The sequence below is a fragment of the Bradyrhizobium sp. USDA 4451 genome, assembly GCF_054822585.1.
On the sequence record NZ_JBTRCH010000001.1, the window covers coordinates 5,628,629 to 5,643,617 of the forward strand.

General features: G+C 64.8%; 13 protein-coding genes and 1 pseudogene. 8 read left to right on the forward strand and 6 right to left on the reverse strand.

Features of this window, described 5'->3' with window-relative positions; genetic code table 11:
* Positions 1-162 precede the first annotated feature (162 nt).
* The 3 genes from ACVMB0_RS25910 to ACVMB0_RS25920 all read left to right on the forward strand — a co-directional run bounded on the left by ACVMB0_RS25910 (position 163) and on the right by ACVMB0_RS25920 (position 3,296).
* On the forward strand, positions 163-564 hold the full coding sequence (locus tag ACVMB0_RS25910) for an SPW repeat protein (protein ID WP_461348109.1): 402 nt from the start codon (positions 163-165) through the stop codon (positions 562-564).
* A 211-nt stretch (positions 565-775) separates the two neighbouring features.
* Positions 776-2,416 (forward strand): acyl-CoA synthetase, encoded by a 1,641-nt coding sequence (locus ACVMB0_RS25915; RefSeq protein ID WP_461348110.1) that lies wholly within the window; start codon positions 776-778, stop codon positions 2,414-2,416.
* Positions 2,417-2,420: 4 nt separating this feature from the next.
* Positions 2,421-3,296 (forward strand): PCC domain-containing protein, encoded by an 876-nt coding sequence (locus ACVMB0_RS25920; protein ID WP_461348111.1) that lies wholly within the window; start codon positions 2,421-2,423, stop codon positions 3,294-3,296.
* 865 nt (positions 3,297-4,161) lie between these two features.
* Here ACVMB0_RS25920 and ACVMB0_RS25925 read toward each other — a convergent pair.
* Positions 4,162-4,485: a hypothetical protein gene (locus ACVMB0_RS25925; protein WP_461348112.1), complete on the reverse strand. Its 324-nt coding sequence runs from the start codon at positions 4,483-4,485 to the stop codon at positions 4,162-4,164.
* Between the two features lie 189 nt (positions 4,486-4,674).
* On the opposite strand from ACVMB0_RS25925, the pseudogene ACVMB0_RS25930 reads away from it, so the two are divergent.
* The 4 genes and pseudogenes from ACVMB0_RS25930 to ACVMB0_RS25945 all read left to right on the forward strand — a co-directional run.
* Positions 4,675-4,785: pseudogene (locus ACVMB0_RS25930) on the forward strand (AAA family ATPase); the annotation flags it as partial.
* A gap of 63 nt (positions 4,786-4,848) precedes the next feature.
* The gene (locus ACVMB0_RS25935; RefSeq protein WP_461349711.1) at positions 4,849-5,331 is read left to right on the forward strand and encodes an AAA family ATPase; all 483 of its coding nucleotides are present in this window, start codon (positions 4,849-4,851) and stop codon (positions 5,329-5,331) included.
* A 159-nt stretch (positions 5,332-5,490) separates the two neighbouring features.
* Entirely contained in the window at positions 5,491-6,030 is a 540-nt protein-coding gene (locus ACVMB0_RS25940; RefSeq protein ID WP_461348113.1) for an SRPBCC family protein, read from the forward strand.
* A 2-nt stretch (positions 6,031-6,032) separates the two neighbouring features.
* Positions 6,033-6,971, forward strand: a complete 939-nt coding sequence (locus ACVMB0_RS25945; RefSeq protein ID WP_461348114.1) for a YVTN family beta-propeller repeat protein — start codon at positions 6,033-6,035, stop codon at positions 6,969-6,971.
* Here the strand turns inward: ACVMB0_RS25945 and ACVMB0_RS25950 are convergent.
* The gene (locus ACVMB0_RS25950; RefSeq protein WP_461348115.1) at positions 6,955-7,959 is read right to left on the reverse strand and encodes a hypothetical protein; all 1,005 of its coding nucleotides are present in this window, start codon (positions 7,957-7,959) and stop codon (positions 6,955-6,957) included. The two genes, ACVMB0_RS25945 and ACVMB0_RS25950, sit on opposite strands and share 17 nt — an antisense overlap.
* A gap of 238 nt (positions 7,960-8,197) precedes the next feature.
* Between ACVMB0_RS25950 and ACVMB0_RS25955 the strand changes: the two genes are divergently transcribed.
* Positions 8,198-8,530, forward strand: coding sequence for a PRC-barrel domain-containing protein (locus ACVMB0_RS25955; RefSeq protein WP_461348116.1), 333 nt, complete (start codon positions 8,198-8,200; stop codon positions 8,528-8,530).
* 219 nt (positions 8,531-8,749) lie between these two features.
* On the opposite strand, the gene uvrA is transcribed toward ACVMB0_RS25955, so the two are convergent.
* From uvrA to ACVMB0_RS25975, 4 genes are all read right to left on the reverse strand, one after another.
* Positions 8,750-11,737 carry an excinuclease ABC subunit UvrA gene (uvrA, locus tag ACVMB0_RS25960; RefSeq protein ID WP_456754898.1) on the reverse strand — a complete coding sequence of 996 codons (2,988 nt, stop codon included), beginning with the start codon at positions 11,735-11,737 and terminating at the stop codon, positions 8,750-8,752.
* A 356-nt stretch (positions 11,738-12,093) separates the two neighbouring features.
* Positions 12,094-12,753 (reverse strand): outer membrane protein, encoded by a 660-nt coding sequence (locus ACVMB0_RS25965; protein ID WP_461349712.1) that lies wholly within the window; start codon positions 12,751-12,753, stop codon positions 12,094-12,096.
* 251 nt (positions 12,754-13,004) lie between these two features.
* A complete protein-coding gene (locus ACVMB0_RS25970) occupies positions 13,005-13,757 on the reverse strand; it encodes an outer membrane protein (protein WP_461348117.1) in 753 nt (250 codons plus the stop codon).
* Positions 13,758-13,991: 234 nt separating this feature from the next.
* Positions 13,992-14,732 (reverse strand): outer membrane protein, encoded by a 741-nt coding sequence (locus ACVMB0_RS25975; protein ID WP_456798134.1) that lies wholly within the window; start codon positions 14,730-14,732, stop codon positions 13,992-13,994.
* Between the last annotated feature and the right edge of the window lie 257 nt (positions 14,733-14,989).

The window sequence follows — 14,989 nt, forward strand, 5'->3', positions numbered from 1 at the left end:
GGCCCTGCCGCATCGCACACAGGCGGATCGGGCCTTGCGAGCCGATGCAATTCGATTAGGTTTGTGCCCAGACATACGCCCGTGATGCGGCCCGAAGGTCGTTTGGTGCGGAATGGCAGGACCGGCCGCTGACGTATGCCCCTTGTCGCAAGGAGGTTCGTCATGTCGGATAATCGCTTCTTCAACAGACACCGCCCCTGGGAGGACTGGCTCGGCATGCTGCTTGGCGTGCTGATCATGGTCTCGCCCTGGTTTCCGATGCAGGTAAGCGGCGCCGTCGATCTCGAGCGCAGCCATCTGGTGCTCAACAGCTTCATGGTCGGCATGCTGGTGCTCGGCATCTCCCAGCTCGAATATGTCGCGCTGCATCGCTGGGAGGAGGTGGCGAGCGTCGTGCTCGGCCTCTGGCTCATGGCATCGCCCCTGGTCTTCGGTTACGCCGCGGACCAGGCGCTGCAGGTCTGGCACATCCTGCTCGGCGCGCTGGTCGCCCTGATCGGCGCGTTACAGCTCTGGCAGGACTGGAACCTGAGCGAGCAGGAATTGGCCAAGCATCCGCAGTAGCGGTTCGGGCAGGATCGGTCGGGCTGGCCGGCCGCCAGCACGCGGTATCATGGCGCCGCGGCGGGCAGGCCTTGCCGAGGCGCGTCGCTTGGCGATAAACCGGGTGGCAGCAACCCCTTGCGGCGCTTGAAGACGCCCGGTTCTGACCGAGGAAACACCCGATGCCTGTCCTGACCTTGCCCTGTCTGTTGTGCGTATCGGCGGGGCGGCAATGACCGGTACGGAGGTGACCGCGCCGCGCGGCGGGATCGCGCGGGTGTCGCGCCGGGTGATGAACCTCGCCTACATCCTGACCCAGAACGCCCGCCGCCATGGCGATCGTCCCGGTTTCATCTGGAACGAGAAGGCCTGGTCCTGGCGCCATATCGACCAGAACGTCTCGGCGCTCGCGGCAGCGCTCGCCGCCCGCGGCATCGTCAAGGGCGACCGCATCCTGGTGCATTCCAAGAACTGCGACGAGATGTTCTGGTCGATGTTCGCAGCCTTCCGGCTCGGCGCGGTCTGGGTGCCGACAAACTTCCGCCTGATGCCGGACGAGGTCGCCTATCTGGCGGCAGCCTCCGGCGCCAAGGCGTTCCTGTGCCATGCCGACTTCCCCGAGCATGCCAAGGCGGCTGCCAACCCCGCGCTCGAATTCGTCTGGCGGATCGGCGAGGGGGGCACGTTCGGCGAGGCGACGGTCGGTGACGTCATCGCCAGACACGCGAGTGCGGAGGTCGAGAACGTCGCCGTCGAGTACGACGATCCCTGCTGGTTCTTCTTCACCTCCGGCACGACGGGCCGCTCCAAGGCCGCGGTCCTGACCCATGGCCAGATGGCGTTCGTGATCACCAACCATCTCGCCGATTTGATGCCCGGCACCACCGAAGACGACGCCTCGCTGGTGGTCGCGCCGCTGTCGCATGGCGCCGGCGTGCATCAGCTGGTGCAAACCGCGCGCGGCGTGCCGACCATCCTGCTGCCGTCGGAGAAATTCGACATCGCGGAAGCGTATCGCCTGATCGCCAGGCACCGCGTCAGCAACATGTTCACGGTGCCGACCATCCTGAAGATGATGGTCGAGCATCCCGCCGCCGACCAGCACGATCATTCCTCGCTGCGCTACATCATCTATGCCGGCGCGCCGATGTATCGCGAGGACCAGAAGGCGGCGCTGCACAAGCTCGGCGGCGTGCTGGTGCAGTACTTTGGCCTCGGCGAGGTCACCGGCAACATCACGGTGCTGCCGCCCGGCCTGCACGATCCCGAGGACGGCCCGCATGCGCGGATCGGCACCTGCGGATTCGAGCGCACCGGTATGCAGGTCTCGATCCAGGGCGACGACGGACGCGAGCTGAAACCGCACGAGACCGGTGAGATCTGCGTGATCGGCCCCGGCGTGTTCGCCGGCTACTACGACAACCCCGAGGCTAATGCGAAAGCGTTTCGCGACGGCTGGTTCCGCACCGGCGATCTCGGCCATATGGACGAGGAGGGGTTCGTCTACATCACCGGCCGCGCCTCCGACATGTACATCTCCGGCGGCTCCAACATCTATCCGCGCGAGATCGAGGAGAAGCTGCTGACCCATCCCGCGGTCGGCGAGGTCGCCGTGCTCGGCGTGCCGGATCCGTTCTGGGGCGAGGTCGGCGTCGCCGTCTGCGTCGCGCGCGAAGGCGTCGAGGCGGTCGCGGAGGCGGAGCTTGCCGCCTATCTCGCGCCGAAAGTGCCGCGCTACAAGATGCCGAAACGCTTCTTCTTCTGGGAGGCGCTGCCGAAGTCCGGCTACGGCAAGGTGCCGAAGCGGTTGATCCGCGACGAGCTCGAGGCGCGCGGGCTGCTCGAGGTGATCGCCAAATCGACGGGCGCGTGAGGCGATGCGCAGCATCGCCCAGCCCGGCGCTCCGCATGCTGAGCGCATCCAATGGGTCGCCGCGCGCGGCCGCGCGTTTTCATTCGTGCTCGAGGCCGGCATTCCCTTGCTCGAAGCCGTGCGCCGCGGCTTTGCGGCTGAAGGTTTTTCCGGCGGCGTGCTGAACGCGCCCGGTGGCGCGCTCGGGCCATTCGCCTATGTGATGCCGGCGCTGTCGAAGGACGGCGTCAACGCGGCGTTCTACAGCGACACGTTTCGTCCCGACGGAGTGACCCGGCTCAAGCTCGCGGCGCTGACCTTCGGCGAGCGCGACGGGGCGCCGTTCTTCCATTGCCATGGATTGTGGACCGAGGCCGACGGCCGCTGCAACGGCGGACACATGCTGCCGGACGAGACCTTCGTTGCCGAACCGTTCGAGGTGAATGCGTTCGGGATCGAGGGGGCGACGTTCCGGGCCGAGCCCGACAGCGAGACCAATTTCAAGCTGTTCGGTCCGGTCGCATGCGCGCCGCATGCTGCGAAGACCACCAGCCATGCCTTCGCGCTGCGGCTGCGGCCGAACCAGGATTTCGCCTGCGCGCTGGAAGGCTTCTGCCGCGAGCACGGCATTTTGCGGGCGCGGCTGCATGGCGGCGTCGGCTCGACCATCGGCGCGGTCTTCAGCGACGGCCACAGCGTGGTGCCGTTCGCGACCGAGCTCGCGGTGACCGCGGGGCAGATCGCGCCCGACGCCAATCGCCGCCTGCGCGCCAGTCTCGACATCGCGCTGGTCGACTATCTCGGCGGCATCGCCGAGGGCCGCCTGGTGCGCGGCGACAATCCGGTGCTGATGACCATGGAGCTGGTGCTGGAAGTGCTGGAGGAGGCGGAGCGGCCGTAGGGGCGGGCAGTCTCTTGCGCGGGGATGACGGGACTGGGAGCGGATCCAGCAGTCAAATGGCCGAGCACTCGCTGTCATCACCCGCGAAGGGATAGGCGGGTGATCCAGTATTCCAGAGACAGCAGTGCTTGAACCGAGGCGGCGACTGCTTCCCCGCGTCGTCCTGGCCCACCGCGCAACTGTCAATTCCGTCATCCTGAGGAGCGCGCTCTTGCGCGCGTCTCGAAGGATCGACGGCCACCGGCCGGGCCGTGCATCCTTCGAGGCTCGCCAGCGGCGCAATTGCGCCGCAAGGCTCGCACCTCCAGCGACAAAGGCGAAGCTTTTGCGCGGGGAATTTGGTACATCGTCAAACAGCGCTGAGGATGTGCAACGACGTTCTCGCGACATGATTGTCCGAGCTTTGCTTGTCGTTCCGCCCTCCCTCCTTGAAGAGGGCGCAGGGAAAGCCGGGTGCCGATCGCACCCATGGGCCCCGAGCAATGGGTAGAAAGCTCGGGGGTAGGACCACAGGTGTAACCGGAGCAGCCCGGCTTTCCCTGCGCGATGGCTTACGGCTTATACGTGCTCTCCCCGGCGAGACTTGGCTTTGTTGTCACCGTCTTCACAACGCGCATTTGCGCAATCGGAAGAGACACCTACCGCTAGGGCGTCAGGCCTGCACGATTTCGCCGTCCGCCTCATGCACGTTCGTCAACTGCGCAATCGGCGTCCACCGCATCTCGACCCACGTTCGTGACGACCGCGAAGCGCCCCTCGTGTCGGGTGAGACGGCAAATTCATACACTGAATTTCCCTTCGGATAAAGCGAAATATTTTTGCTGCGGGGGCTTGCGCCGTCGGGCAACTCAGATGTGTGGGCCGCTCACCGCCGCTTGCGCACGTGGATGTTGATGTCGAGGTCGATCACGCTGACGCAGGTCTGCTCGGTGCGGTGCGAGCCGCCCTCGTGCCAGCGGCCCTTGCGCAGGCGGATGTCGCTGACATTGGCGAGCCGCAGGCAGCGCCATTGCGGCAGTCTGCCCGAACTCTCGCCGGCGAACTGCCAGGCCAGCACGACCTCTTCGCCGCTCTTGTTGAGGCCGATGATATGCGGGCACAGCTCGCGCGGCCGGCCGTCATAGACGCAGACCACCTGCTGCTCAGTGCTGACGGCCTTGCGGAACAGGGCGTAGGCGTTGCTGGGCATGCGCTGTCGAGCCATCTAGGATTGCTGCAGGGACTTATCATAAACTGGGCCGCCCGCCATTGTTTCCCCGGAACCGCGCAGATGACCCGACGCAATCGCCCGATCAACATGCCCGCGCCGTATCTGCGGCGGGTCTGGCTCGATCCCGTACGCATTCCGGACCGCGAGGCCTATCCGTTCGTGCTGCCGCTGCTGCGCGACGATTTCGAGCTGAGTTTCGACAAGCCGATCACCATCATCGTCGGCGAGAACGGCACCGGCAAATCGACGCTGCTCGAGGGCATCGCCGTGATGGCCGGCTACGATGACGCCGGCGGCGGCAAGGGCTACCGTGCGGTCGACCATGGCCGGGCGCTGGAGAAAATGGGTGGCTCGCTTGCGTCGGCGCTGCGTGCAAGCTGGCTGCCCAAGATCACCAACGGCTGGTTCTTCCGCGCCGAGAGCTTCTTCTCGGTCGCACGATATCTGGACGAGGCCGCGATGGACGCCGGAGGCCTTCCGCCCGACTTCCTGTCGCATTCCCACGGCGAGGGCTTCCTGCGCTTCTTCGAGGAGCGTTGCCAGCGACAGGGCATCTTCATCTTCGACGAGCCGGAATCCGCGCTGTCGCCATCGCGGCAGATCGAGTTCCTCAAGCTGCTGCACCGGATGCACGGCACCGGCCACTGCCAGGTCATCATGGCGACGCATGCGCCGGTGCTGATGGCCTATCCGAACGCGACGCTGCTGCGGCTGACCAAATATGGCCTCGAGCCGGTGAGCCTGCGGGATACCGATCACTACCGGCTGATGCGCGAGTTCTGCGACGACCCGAAGGGATTCGTCGAGGCGGCGATCGAGGCGTGAAGCCGCCGCCGCGGCGGGCTTGCCTCCCGGGGAAGCCGCCGGCCGCCAACTTCGCTCTCGTGCAAGCAGCCGGTCCCCGATCTGGTCTAGAACGTCGAGCCATAAACTGCGGCATGCGCCGGGCGGCGGATGGCCGACACATATCGGGAGAGACCAAGGATGAGGCGAACGATCGCGCGGGCTGGCGTCGTGGTGGCGGCATTGGCTGTGTTGGGGGCCGCCTGGGCCCATGGGCCGACCCGCCAGAAGGTGCGCGAATCCATCGAGATCGACGCGCCGCAGGCCAAGGTGTGGGCGGTGATCGGCAATTTCCAGGACATGAGCTGGCTTGCCGGTGTCACCAACACCGAGGGCGAGAAGGGCAACGAGATCGGCGCCACGCGGCGGTTGACGCTGGGGCCGGGCGCCACCGTCGACGAGGAGCTCTACAAATACGAGCCCGAGATGATGAGCTATTCGTACCGGATCACCGCGGTCGACGTGAAGGTGCTGCCGGTCACCAATTATTCCTCGACGCTGACGGTCTCGCCGGCGCCCGAGGGCAAGACGAAGCTGGAATGGGCCGGCGCGTTCTACCGCGGCTTTCCCAACAACGATCCGCCGCCGGAGCTGAGCGACGAGGCGGCGGTGAAGGCGGTCAGCGGGCTCTACAAGGCCGGGCTCGAGGCGCTGAAGAAGAAGATCGAGAGCGGCACCTGAGCATGAAGGCGATCGCGTTGGTCGTGCTGCTCGGCCTGCTCGGCGCCGCGCGCGCCGAGGAGGCGTTCGTCACCAACCAGCTCAGCGACGATCTCACGGTGGTCGATCTCGCGACGTCGAGACCGGTCGCGACGATCGCGATCGGCGGCAAGCCGGCGGGCGTCGCGGTTAGCAATGACGGCCGCTTCGCCTATGTGACGAGCCCGGATGCCAAGGCGGTCACGGTGGTCGACGCGTCGTCTCGCACGGTGGTCGGCCGGATCGATGTCGGCGGCGGGCCGCTCGGCATCGCGGTCGCCCCCGACGGCGCGACGGTCTATGTCGCCGACTGGTATGCCGCCGCGGTGCGGGTGATCGACGCCAAAGCGCGGCGGGTCACCGCCAGCATCGCGGTCGGCGCGTCGCCGTCCGGGCTCGCGGTGACGCCGGACGGGCTCCTGCTGCTCTCGGCCGACCGCGACGACGACAGCATCTCGATCGTCGATACGTCCACGCGGGAGCGGCGAGGGACCGTGAAGGTCGGCGCACGGCCGTTCGGCGTCACCATCGATGCCGAAGGCAAGCGCGCCTACACCGCCAATGTCGGCTCCAACGACGTCTCCGTGATCGACATCGCCACGGCGCAGGAGATCGGCCGCGTCCATGTCGGCCTGCGCCCCTATGCGGTGGCGCTGGCGCAGGGCCGCGGCTTCGTCACCGACCAGTATGACGGCAAGGTCAGCGTGTTCGACCTCGCGACCTTGCAGCCGGTGAAGCGGATCACGGTCGGCGATTACCCCGAAGGCATCGAGGCCACCGCCGACGGCAAGCGCATCCTGGTCGCGAATTGGGAGAGCAATACGCTCAGCGTCATCGACGCCGCCGAGCTGAAGGTGATTGGCGAGGTCAAGGTCGGCGACGGGCCACGGGCGTTCGGGGCGTTTCTCAGACGGACGGAGTAGCGGCGGGCTGCAGTGCAAGCGCGGTCTCGGGACGGACGCGTGGCGTCCTGACAAGTGAATTCATCGTCCATTCGAACTTGCGCATGAAAATCAAGGTCAGCATCGGCTCGGTTGGGCTGAGTATGATCAGGCTTTCGGGCAACTGGTCGACGTGCAACAGGTCGCGCAGCATCCGTTCCACGTCTTCGATGTTGTCGTGCGACACCAGCATCATCATGCGCTCGATCGGAATGCGCTGGATCGTCTGAAGCAGTTCCCACAGCATATTCTCGGTTATCTCCCCGGGCCAGTCGAAGACGACAAAATCGGCAAATTTCAATTGGGTCGCGATGACTTGCTTCCAGTCGTCATGTGATCCCGGCTTGGCAATGAGGGGCATGTAGGTCTCAGCGAGCACCCAATTGTCCATTCTGGCACCACCGCCTTCCCAAGCCGTTGCCAGCGTTTCGTCGGTCAACAGCAGGGTCTGCCCATACGTGCCGCACACCGGCATGACTGCTGCAATGTGGCTTCTCGCGAACGCGCGCGCATTGCGGCGGAACACCACGATCCGAAAGAACGTGTCGATTTGACGTTTGACGAGCATCCTGATCGCGGCGCTGGCGAGCAACGCACTCCAGCTCGCAACGGTGGTGAAGAGCAGTCCCAGCCAGAAGCCGAACGCCATGTAGGACGCCGCGAAAGCGAGGAATCCGGTCAGAGCATTCACCCAACGCAGCTTGGTTCGATTCCACAGGAGGTAGTTGCTGAACGCTAGATAGCGTGGTGTTCGGTAGACATCGTGATCGACGCGATAGCGCCTGAGCACGGATTTGCGATGGGCGTGAATGAATGCCACGCCAGACGCAAGGAAGAGCAGGCCCAGGCCGACGTATTGCAGGTGGCCCGGGACGGAGAAGCAGAGGATGAAGACCCCGGCGACCATGTTGATGCGGGCGAACCATCGGAGCGGGCGAAAGAACGGGTGATCGAACCTATACTGTTCCATATTGCACCATTGCACTGCGTGCTGCCGGTTGCGCTTCCACGATAAGTCATGTCCAGGAATGCAACTGTGAGTAGATTAACACCGTGTCTTGAAATCACGACGGCGCGTGGCGCACTTTGCGGGAAATCTCCCGGATTTCGCGGAGCGGGTCGTCGGCCGCACGCTCACGGGACCCGTTGGCCGATGAGGATGACGGGCGTATAATGGCCGGCAAATATGAGGAAACAGGGAGGATGCCATGCATCATACCTTGGTGCCCAGTGACCGGGTCGAGCATGTCTGCGTCTTCGGGCGCGATGGCGCCAAGCTCGGTTCGATCGAGCGGCTGATGCTCGACAAGGTGAGCGGCACGGTGGCCTACGCCATCATCAAGACCGGCGGCGTGCTGAGCACCCACCACCATTACCCCGTCCGATGGACCGCGCTGCATTTCGATCCCGCCCGACAGGCCTTCGAGGCCGAAGTGACGCTTGAGGATTTGCGCACCGGGCCGTGCGAGTTCGACGGCGACGAGTTCGACTGGGGCGACCGCTCGCGATCGTACACGCACCCGAATTATTGGGCGGTGTAGTGCGCAGGGGGGGATGCCGTAGCCCGCATGAGCGAAGCGACATGCGGGAGCGGTCAGTGTGTCCGACCGACAGTCCTCGGATATCGCTTCGTTCATCCAGGCTATTTACTGTCTGGTCTATGAACCCCGCATATCGCTTCGCTCATGCGGGCTACTTGTTGGGCAAACGTCTGACAGATCGCCGCCCACCGCGGCAATCCGTAGGATGGCCGGCCCGCGCTACTCCGCCGCCTCGCTCGCTGAGCTCTTCCTCGGCTTGCTGTTCGCCTTCTTCAGCACCGGTGCCAAAAACTTGCCGGTGTAGCTCCGCGGCGCTTTGACGATGTCTTCCGGCGGGCCCCAGGCGACGATCTCGCCGCCGCCGTCGCCGCCTTCGGGGCCGAGGTCGATGACCCAGTCGGCGGTCTTGATGACTTCGAGATTGTGCTCGATCACCACCACCGTGTTGCCCTGGGCGACCAGCTCGTGCAGCACCTCGAGCAGTTTTGCGACGTCGTGGAAGTGCAGGCCGGTGGTCGGCTCGTCCAGGATGTAGAGCGTGCGGCCGGTGGCGCGCTTTGACAATTCCTTGGCCAGTTTGACGCGCTGGGCTTCGCCGCCCGACAGGGTGGTCGCCTGCTGGCCGACATGGATGTAGTCGAGGCCGACCCGATGCAGGGTCTGGAAGGTCTCGCGCACGCGCGGCACCGCCTTGAAGAACTCGGCGGCTTCCTCGACGGTCATGTCGAGCACGTCGGCGATGCTCTTGCCCTTGAACAGCACCTCCAGGGTCTCGCGGTTGTAGCGCTTGCCCTTGCAGGTGTCGCAGGTGACGTAGACGTCGGGCAGGAAGTGCATCTCGATCTTGATGACGCCGTCGCCCTGGCAGGCCTCGCAGCGGCCGCCCTTGACGTTGAAGGAGAACCGCCCGGGCTCGTAGCCGCGCGCCTTGGCCTCGGGGAGACCGGCGAACCACTCGCGGATCGGCGTGAAGGCGCCGGTATAGGTCGCCGGATTCGATCGCGGGGTGCGGCCGATCGGCGACTGGTCGATGTCGATGATCTTGTCGATATGCTCCAAGCCCTCGATGCGGTCGTGCGGCGCCGCGCCCTCGCTGGCGTTGTTCAGCTTGCGCGCGATCGACTTGTAGAGCGTGTCGATCAACAGCGTCGACTTGCCGCCGCCGGAGACCCCAGTGACGCAGGTGAACAGGCCGAGCGGAATCTCGGCCGAAACGTTCTTCAGATTGTTGCCCCGGGCGTTGACAACCTTGATGGTGCGGCGGTGGTTCGGCGGCCGCCGATCCGGCACCGGCACCGACAGCTCGCCGGTGAGGTATTTACCGGTCAGCGACTTCGGATTGCGCATGATCTGGTCGGGCGTGCCTTCGGCGACGATGTGGCCGCCATGCATGCCGGCGCCGGGGCCGATATCCAGCACATGATCCGCCAGGCGAATGGCGTCCTCGTCATGCTCGACCACGACCACGGTGTTGCCGAGGTCGCGGAGCCTCTTGAGGGTGTCGAGCAGGCGGGCATTGTCGCGCTGGTGCAGGCCGATCGACGGCTCGTCCAGCACGTAGAGCACGCCTGTCAGCCCCGAGCCGATCTGCGAGGCGAGGCGGATGCGCTGGCTCTCGCCGCCGGACAGTGTGCCGGACGAGCGCGACAGCGTCAGGTAATTCAGCCCGACGTCGAGCAGGAAGGTCAGGCGCTCGCGGATCTCCTTCAGGATGCGGGCGGCGATCTCGTTCTGCTGCGCGTTGAGCGCCTCCGGCACGGTCTCGAACCATTCGCCGGCGCGCTTGACCGAGAGCTCGGAGATCTCGCCGATATGCTTGCCGCCGATCTTGACGCACAGCGCCTCCGGCTTCAGCCGGTAGCCGTGGCAGCCTTCGCAGGGCACGTCGGAGAAATACTTGCCGAGCTCCTCGCGCGCCCATTCGCTCTCGGTCTCGCGATAGCGGCGGTCGATGTTGGTGACGACGCCCTCGAACGGCTTCTTGGTGTCGTAGGAGCGGACGCCGTCCTCATAGGAGAACTTGATCTCGTCGTCGCCGGAGCCGTGCAGCAGCGCGTTCTGGACCTTCTTGGTCAGGTCCTTCCATTTGGTATCGAGCGTGAACTTGTAGTGCTTGCCGAGCGCGGTCAGGGTCTGGATGTAATAGGGCGACGACGATTTCGCCCACGGCGCGATCGCGCCCTTGCGCAGGGTCAGCTCCTTGTCGGGGATGACCAGGTCCTCGTCGATGTGCTGCTCGACGCCGAGGCCGCCGCAGGCCGGACACGCGCCGTAGGGGTTGTTGAACGAGAACAGGCGCGGCTCGATCTCGGGGATCGTGAAGCCGGAGACCGGGCAGGCGAATTTTTCCGAGAACAGGATGCGCTCGGGCCCGCTCTTGTCGTGGATTTTCGCGGTCTTCTTCTTGTCTTCTTTCTTCTCGTCCTGCGCGGCCGCCGCGGGCGCGTCGGCATATTCGATCACCGCAAGACCCTCGGCGAGCTTCAGTGCGGTCTCAAAACTTTCCGCGAGGCGTTGGGCGAGGTCGGGGCGCACCACGATGCGGTCGACCACGACGTCGATGTCGTGCGGGAATTTCTTGTCGAGGCTAGGGGCTTCCGACAGCTCGTAGAAGGTGCCGTCGATCTTGACACGCTGAAAGCCCTTCTTGAGATATTCGGCGAGCTCCTTCTTGTACTCGCCCTTGCGGCCGCGCACGACCGGCGCCAGCAGATAGAGGCGGGTGCCCTCGGGGAGCGCCAGCACGCGGTCGACCATCTGCGAGACGATCTGGCTCTCGATCGGCAGGCCGGTGGCGGGCGAATAGGGCACGCCGACGCGCGCCCAGAGCAGGCGCATGTAGTCGTAGATCTCGGTGACGGTGCCGACGGTGGAGCGCGGGTTCTTCGACGTGGTCTTCTGCTCGATCGAGATCGCCGGCGACAGGCCGTCGATCTGGTCGACATCCGGCTTCTGCATCATCTCCAGGAATTGCCGCGCATAGGCCGACAGCGACTCGACGTAGCGGCGCTGGCCCTCGGCGTAGATGGTGTCGAATGCGAGCGAGGATTTGCCGGAGCCGGACAGGCCGGTGAACACCACGAGCTTGTCGCGCGGAATCTCGACGTCGATGTTCTTCAGATTGTGTTCGCGCGCGCCGCGGATCGTGATGGCGCGCGATGAGGAGCCCGCGTTCTGTTGGCGCTTCGCCTTCAGCACTTCATCCATAGCGACAGTTCCGGGCGCATGATCGGGCGCCTTTTGGGCGCGCATCGCCGGTGATGCCGGGAGCTTGCGCCGATGGGTGTGAAGACTGGAACGTAGGAAGAACGGCCGGCAATTTCCAGTGCTGAATAGCGGCCATCAACGGATAGTTTGCCGGATGGCAGCAGCCGGCAGCAGGATGGGTTCCGAAATGCAAAAAGGCCGGCGCGAGGCCGGCCTTTCGGTGCGATCCGATGCTGGATCCGCCTGGTCCGTTGCCTAGAGCGCAATGAGATTGGATCGAATTGTCATCGCGCTTTAGGTCTTTGTTTGAGCATGATCTTTCCGGAAAACCGCTTCGCACTTTTCCGGATCATGCTTTAGTACTTGGCGACGATCGGGCCGCCGAAGTGGTAGTTCACGCCGAACTGCACGCTGTGCAGGTTGAGGTCGCCGGAGGCAACGCCAAAGTAGGTCTCGCTGCCGAGGCTGCGATACAGGTACTCGCCCTTGATCGACCACTGCGGGGCGATGAACGCCTCGATGCCGGCGCCGACGGTCCAGCCGGAGTGGAAGTTGCTCTGCGAGACGGTGGCGCCGAGCGCGGTGACGCTGATCTCGTTGTCGACCCAGGCATAGCCGCCGGTGCCGTAGAACAGCACCTTGTCGACCGCGAAGCCGAAGCGGCCGCGCACGGTGCCGAGCGCGTCGATCTTGCTCTTCGCGGTGACGCCGAGCGCGCTGACCGACGCATCGACGTCAGCCCAGGCGCCGTCGGCCTCGAGGCCGTACACGATGTTGCCGGCCTGCCAGTTGTAGCCGATCGTGCCGCCGCCGAAGCCGCCTTCCATCTTCGGATTGCCGGAGTTCTCGCTGGCGTAGCCGCCGAAGCCGCCGATGTAGAAGCCGGTCCAGTTGGTGATCGCGACCGGCGGCGGAGCCTTGACGTAGGGGCCGCGCGCGGCGAGATCGGCGGCCATTGCCGGTGCAATTGCGCTGAGGGCAAACATGCCGGCCGAGGCCAGCAAAACATTCCTGATTTTCAAAGTCCAAATTCCCGTTTTTCTTGCCACATTTTCTTGTTGTCCCCTTCAAACATTGAAGGGAGCGTCACGGCAGTGTCGCGTGACGATCACGTGTTTCTACATAGAAATCTCGGAAGTTGTGTATCCGTGAAACCACAATGCACGGAAAACGGCCGCGCCGTGTGCTTGCGCAACGAAAAGGCCGGCGCGAGGCCGGCCGTTATTTTGATGTGAAGGCGCGCGTCGCGCGATCAACCGCAGCAGGCTCAGTATTTCGCTGCTACGACCGGGCTTGCGGCGTTGAAATGGTAATTGATGCCGAGCTTGACGGTGTGGAAGGTGTCTTTCCACTCCGAGCGATCGTTGAGCGCGGGCGTGTACTGGATCGGCGCAACCTTGCCGAGATCGATGTAGTTGTACTCGAGCTTGGCCGACCAGTTCGCGGCGAACATGTATTCGACGCCGGCGCCGAGGGTCCAGCCCCAGCGGGTGTCGCTGGCCGAGGCCGAGGGCGGTGCGAGCCCGGCATTGTAGCGATGCAGGATGTCGCCGACCGCAGCGCCGCCGCTGACGAACCACAGCGTGGCGCCATCGGCGTAACCGAGCCGGCCCTTGATGTCGCCGAAGCTGCGCAGCTCGGTGTAGTAGGTGTCGAGCACGCTTGGCGGCCCGACATTGATCACGCCGGAGCGGCCGGTGATGGAGGCCCAGTGGTAGGCGCTCTCGATGCCGAACACGGCAGGGCCGGCCTGGACGTTGTAGCCGATCACGCCGCCGATGAAGCCACCGCCGGTAGTGTAGCTTTGCGTGCCGATGAACGTCGCATCGTTCGGGGCGCCGAGATAGGTCTCGCTGCTGGTGCCCCAGCCGCCGCCGCCCTGGGCGCCGAGATAGAAGCCGTTCCAGCTGGTCACAGGCGCGGCAACCGCCGGCTGGGGGGCCTTTGCGGCAAGGTCAGCCGCCGACACGGACGAAACGCTGAGCACGGCGAGGCCGGCTGCACACAGAAGCTGTTTCATGGATCCATCCCGCTTCGATTCGATCATCGCAGGACAGGCTACCATTGCAGGTTGCAGATCGGGCGTAGCGCGCGTGCAACACCGATAACATTTTGATTTTACTGTATATTTTACGATTTATTAGCATTTAACCATGTCGATTCGGGGGCGGGGCTCAACTCGCAACCGACCCCGGCAAACAGAAAGGCCGGCACAAGGCCGGCCTTTCGTGTCGATCCAATCCGTGTCGCGCAATCAATAGCGCGCAACCACCGGGCCGCCCCACTTGTAGTTCACGCGGACAGTGACGAGGTCGACGTCCTGGCGGTCGCGGATGGTGCTCAACAGCGCTCCACCGGGCGTGGTGAGGTTGTAGTTCTTGTCCTGCATGAACAGGTGGTCGTATTCGACACCAGCGGTCCAGTTCGGCGCGAAGCCGAACTCGATGCCGGCGCCGATGGTGCCGCCCCAGCGGGTGTCGCTGGCGCTGCCGGCGAGCACGCCGGTCGGCGTAACGAAGGTGCTGAAGCGATTGTCGGTCAGCGCCGCACCGCCCTTGGCGTAGAGCAACACGTTGTTGACGGCGTAGCCGATCTGGCCGGTGAACAGGCCGAACGCGTCGATCTTGGTCTGGTTGGTGAACAGGCCCGGGAAGACCGCACTGCCGTTGCTGCCCTTCAGGTCAGCCCAGTCGCCCTGCGCTTCGAGGCCGAACACCCAGGCGCCGGCCTGCCAGCGATAGCCGATCTGGCCACCGGCGACGCCGCCGGTTGCGTCATGGCACCCGTCCGCACCGAAGGCACCGAGCGGGACCTGGTCCCAGCAATTGTGACTCGAGCCCCAGCCGCCGTTGGCGCCGATGTAGAAGCCGCTCCAGTCATAGACGGCAGCGATCATCGGCGGCGCCTTGGTGTACGGGCGCGCCGCGAGGTCGGCGGCCGCGGCAGGCGCAGCAAACGCAATCAGAGCAACTGTCCCGAGCAAAAACTTCTTCATCGTCAATCTCCCCAGCTCCCCGATCGGCTCCCAAAGGTCCCGAAGCGCGATCCCAGACGCGAGCGCCCGTCCGTTGGTTGATAGCTATACGCCGATTCAACCGGAAAGGCCGTCTCCCAAATGCCACACTCGGGGAAGAAGTGCGGTCGGAATAAGGCACTGATTTGTTTATCGTTTTTCTAACGTCGCGTCGCCGGCGGGCGACTGGGAGCGAAACGGGCTGCCGTATCATCGCCACGAACGGCCTCTACGGCTGG

Excerpts from the sequence above, each read along its gene's own strand:
- ACVMB0_RS25945 (WP_461348114.1), top strand. The coding sequence starts at position 6,033 with ATGAAGGCGATCGCGTTGGTCGTGCTGCTCGGCCTGCTCGGCGCCGCG.
- ACVMB0_RS25920 (WP_461348111.1), top strand. The coding sequence starts at position 2,421 with ATGCGCAGCATCGCCCAGCCCGGCGCTCCGCATGCTGAGCGCATCCAA.
- ACVMB0_RS25975 (WP_456798134.1), bottom strand. The coding sequence starts at position 14,732 with ATGAAGAAGTTTTTGCTCGGGACAGTTGCTCTGATTGCGTTTGCTGCG.
- uvrA (WP_456754898.1), bottom strand. The coding sequence starts at position 11,737 with ATGGATGAAGTGCTGAAGGCGAAGCGCCAACAGAACGCGGGCTCCTCA.
- ACVMB0_RS25970 (WP_461348117.1), bottom strand. The coding sequence starts at position 13,757 with ATGAAACAGCTTCTGTGTGCAGCCGGCCTCGCCGTGCTCAGCGTTTCG.
- ACVMB0_RS25955 (WP_461348116.1), top strand. The coding sequence starts at position 8,198 with ATGCATCATACCTTGGTGCCCAGTGACCGGGTCGAGCATGTCTGCGTC.
- ACVMB0_RS25915 (WP_461348110.1), top strand. The coding sequence starts at position 776 with ATGACCGGTACGGAGGTGACCGCGCCGCGCGGCGGGATCGCGCGGGTG.
- ACVMB0_RS25950 (WP_461348115.1), bottom strand. The coding sequence starts at position 7,959 with ATGGAACAGTATAGGTTCGATCACCCGTTCTTTCGCCCGCTCCGATGG.
- ACVMB0_RS25910 (WP_461348109.1), top strand. The coding sequence starts at position 163 with ATGTCGGATAATCGCTTCTTCAACAGACACCGCCCCTGGGAGGACTGG.
- ACVMB0_RS25935 (WP_461349711.1), top strand. The coding sequence starts at position 4,849 with ATGGGTGGCTCGCTTGCGTCGGCGCTGCGTGCAAGCTGGCTGCCCAAG.
- ACVMB0_RS25940 (WP_461348113.1), top strand. The coding sequence starts at position 5,491 with ATGAGGCGAACGATCGCGCGGGCTGGCGTCGTGGTGGCGGCATTGGCT.
- ACVMB0_RS25925 (WP_461348112.1), bottom strand. The coding sequence starts at position 4,485 with ATGCCCAGCAACGCCTACGCCCTGTTCCGCAAGGCCGTCAGCACTGAG.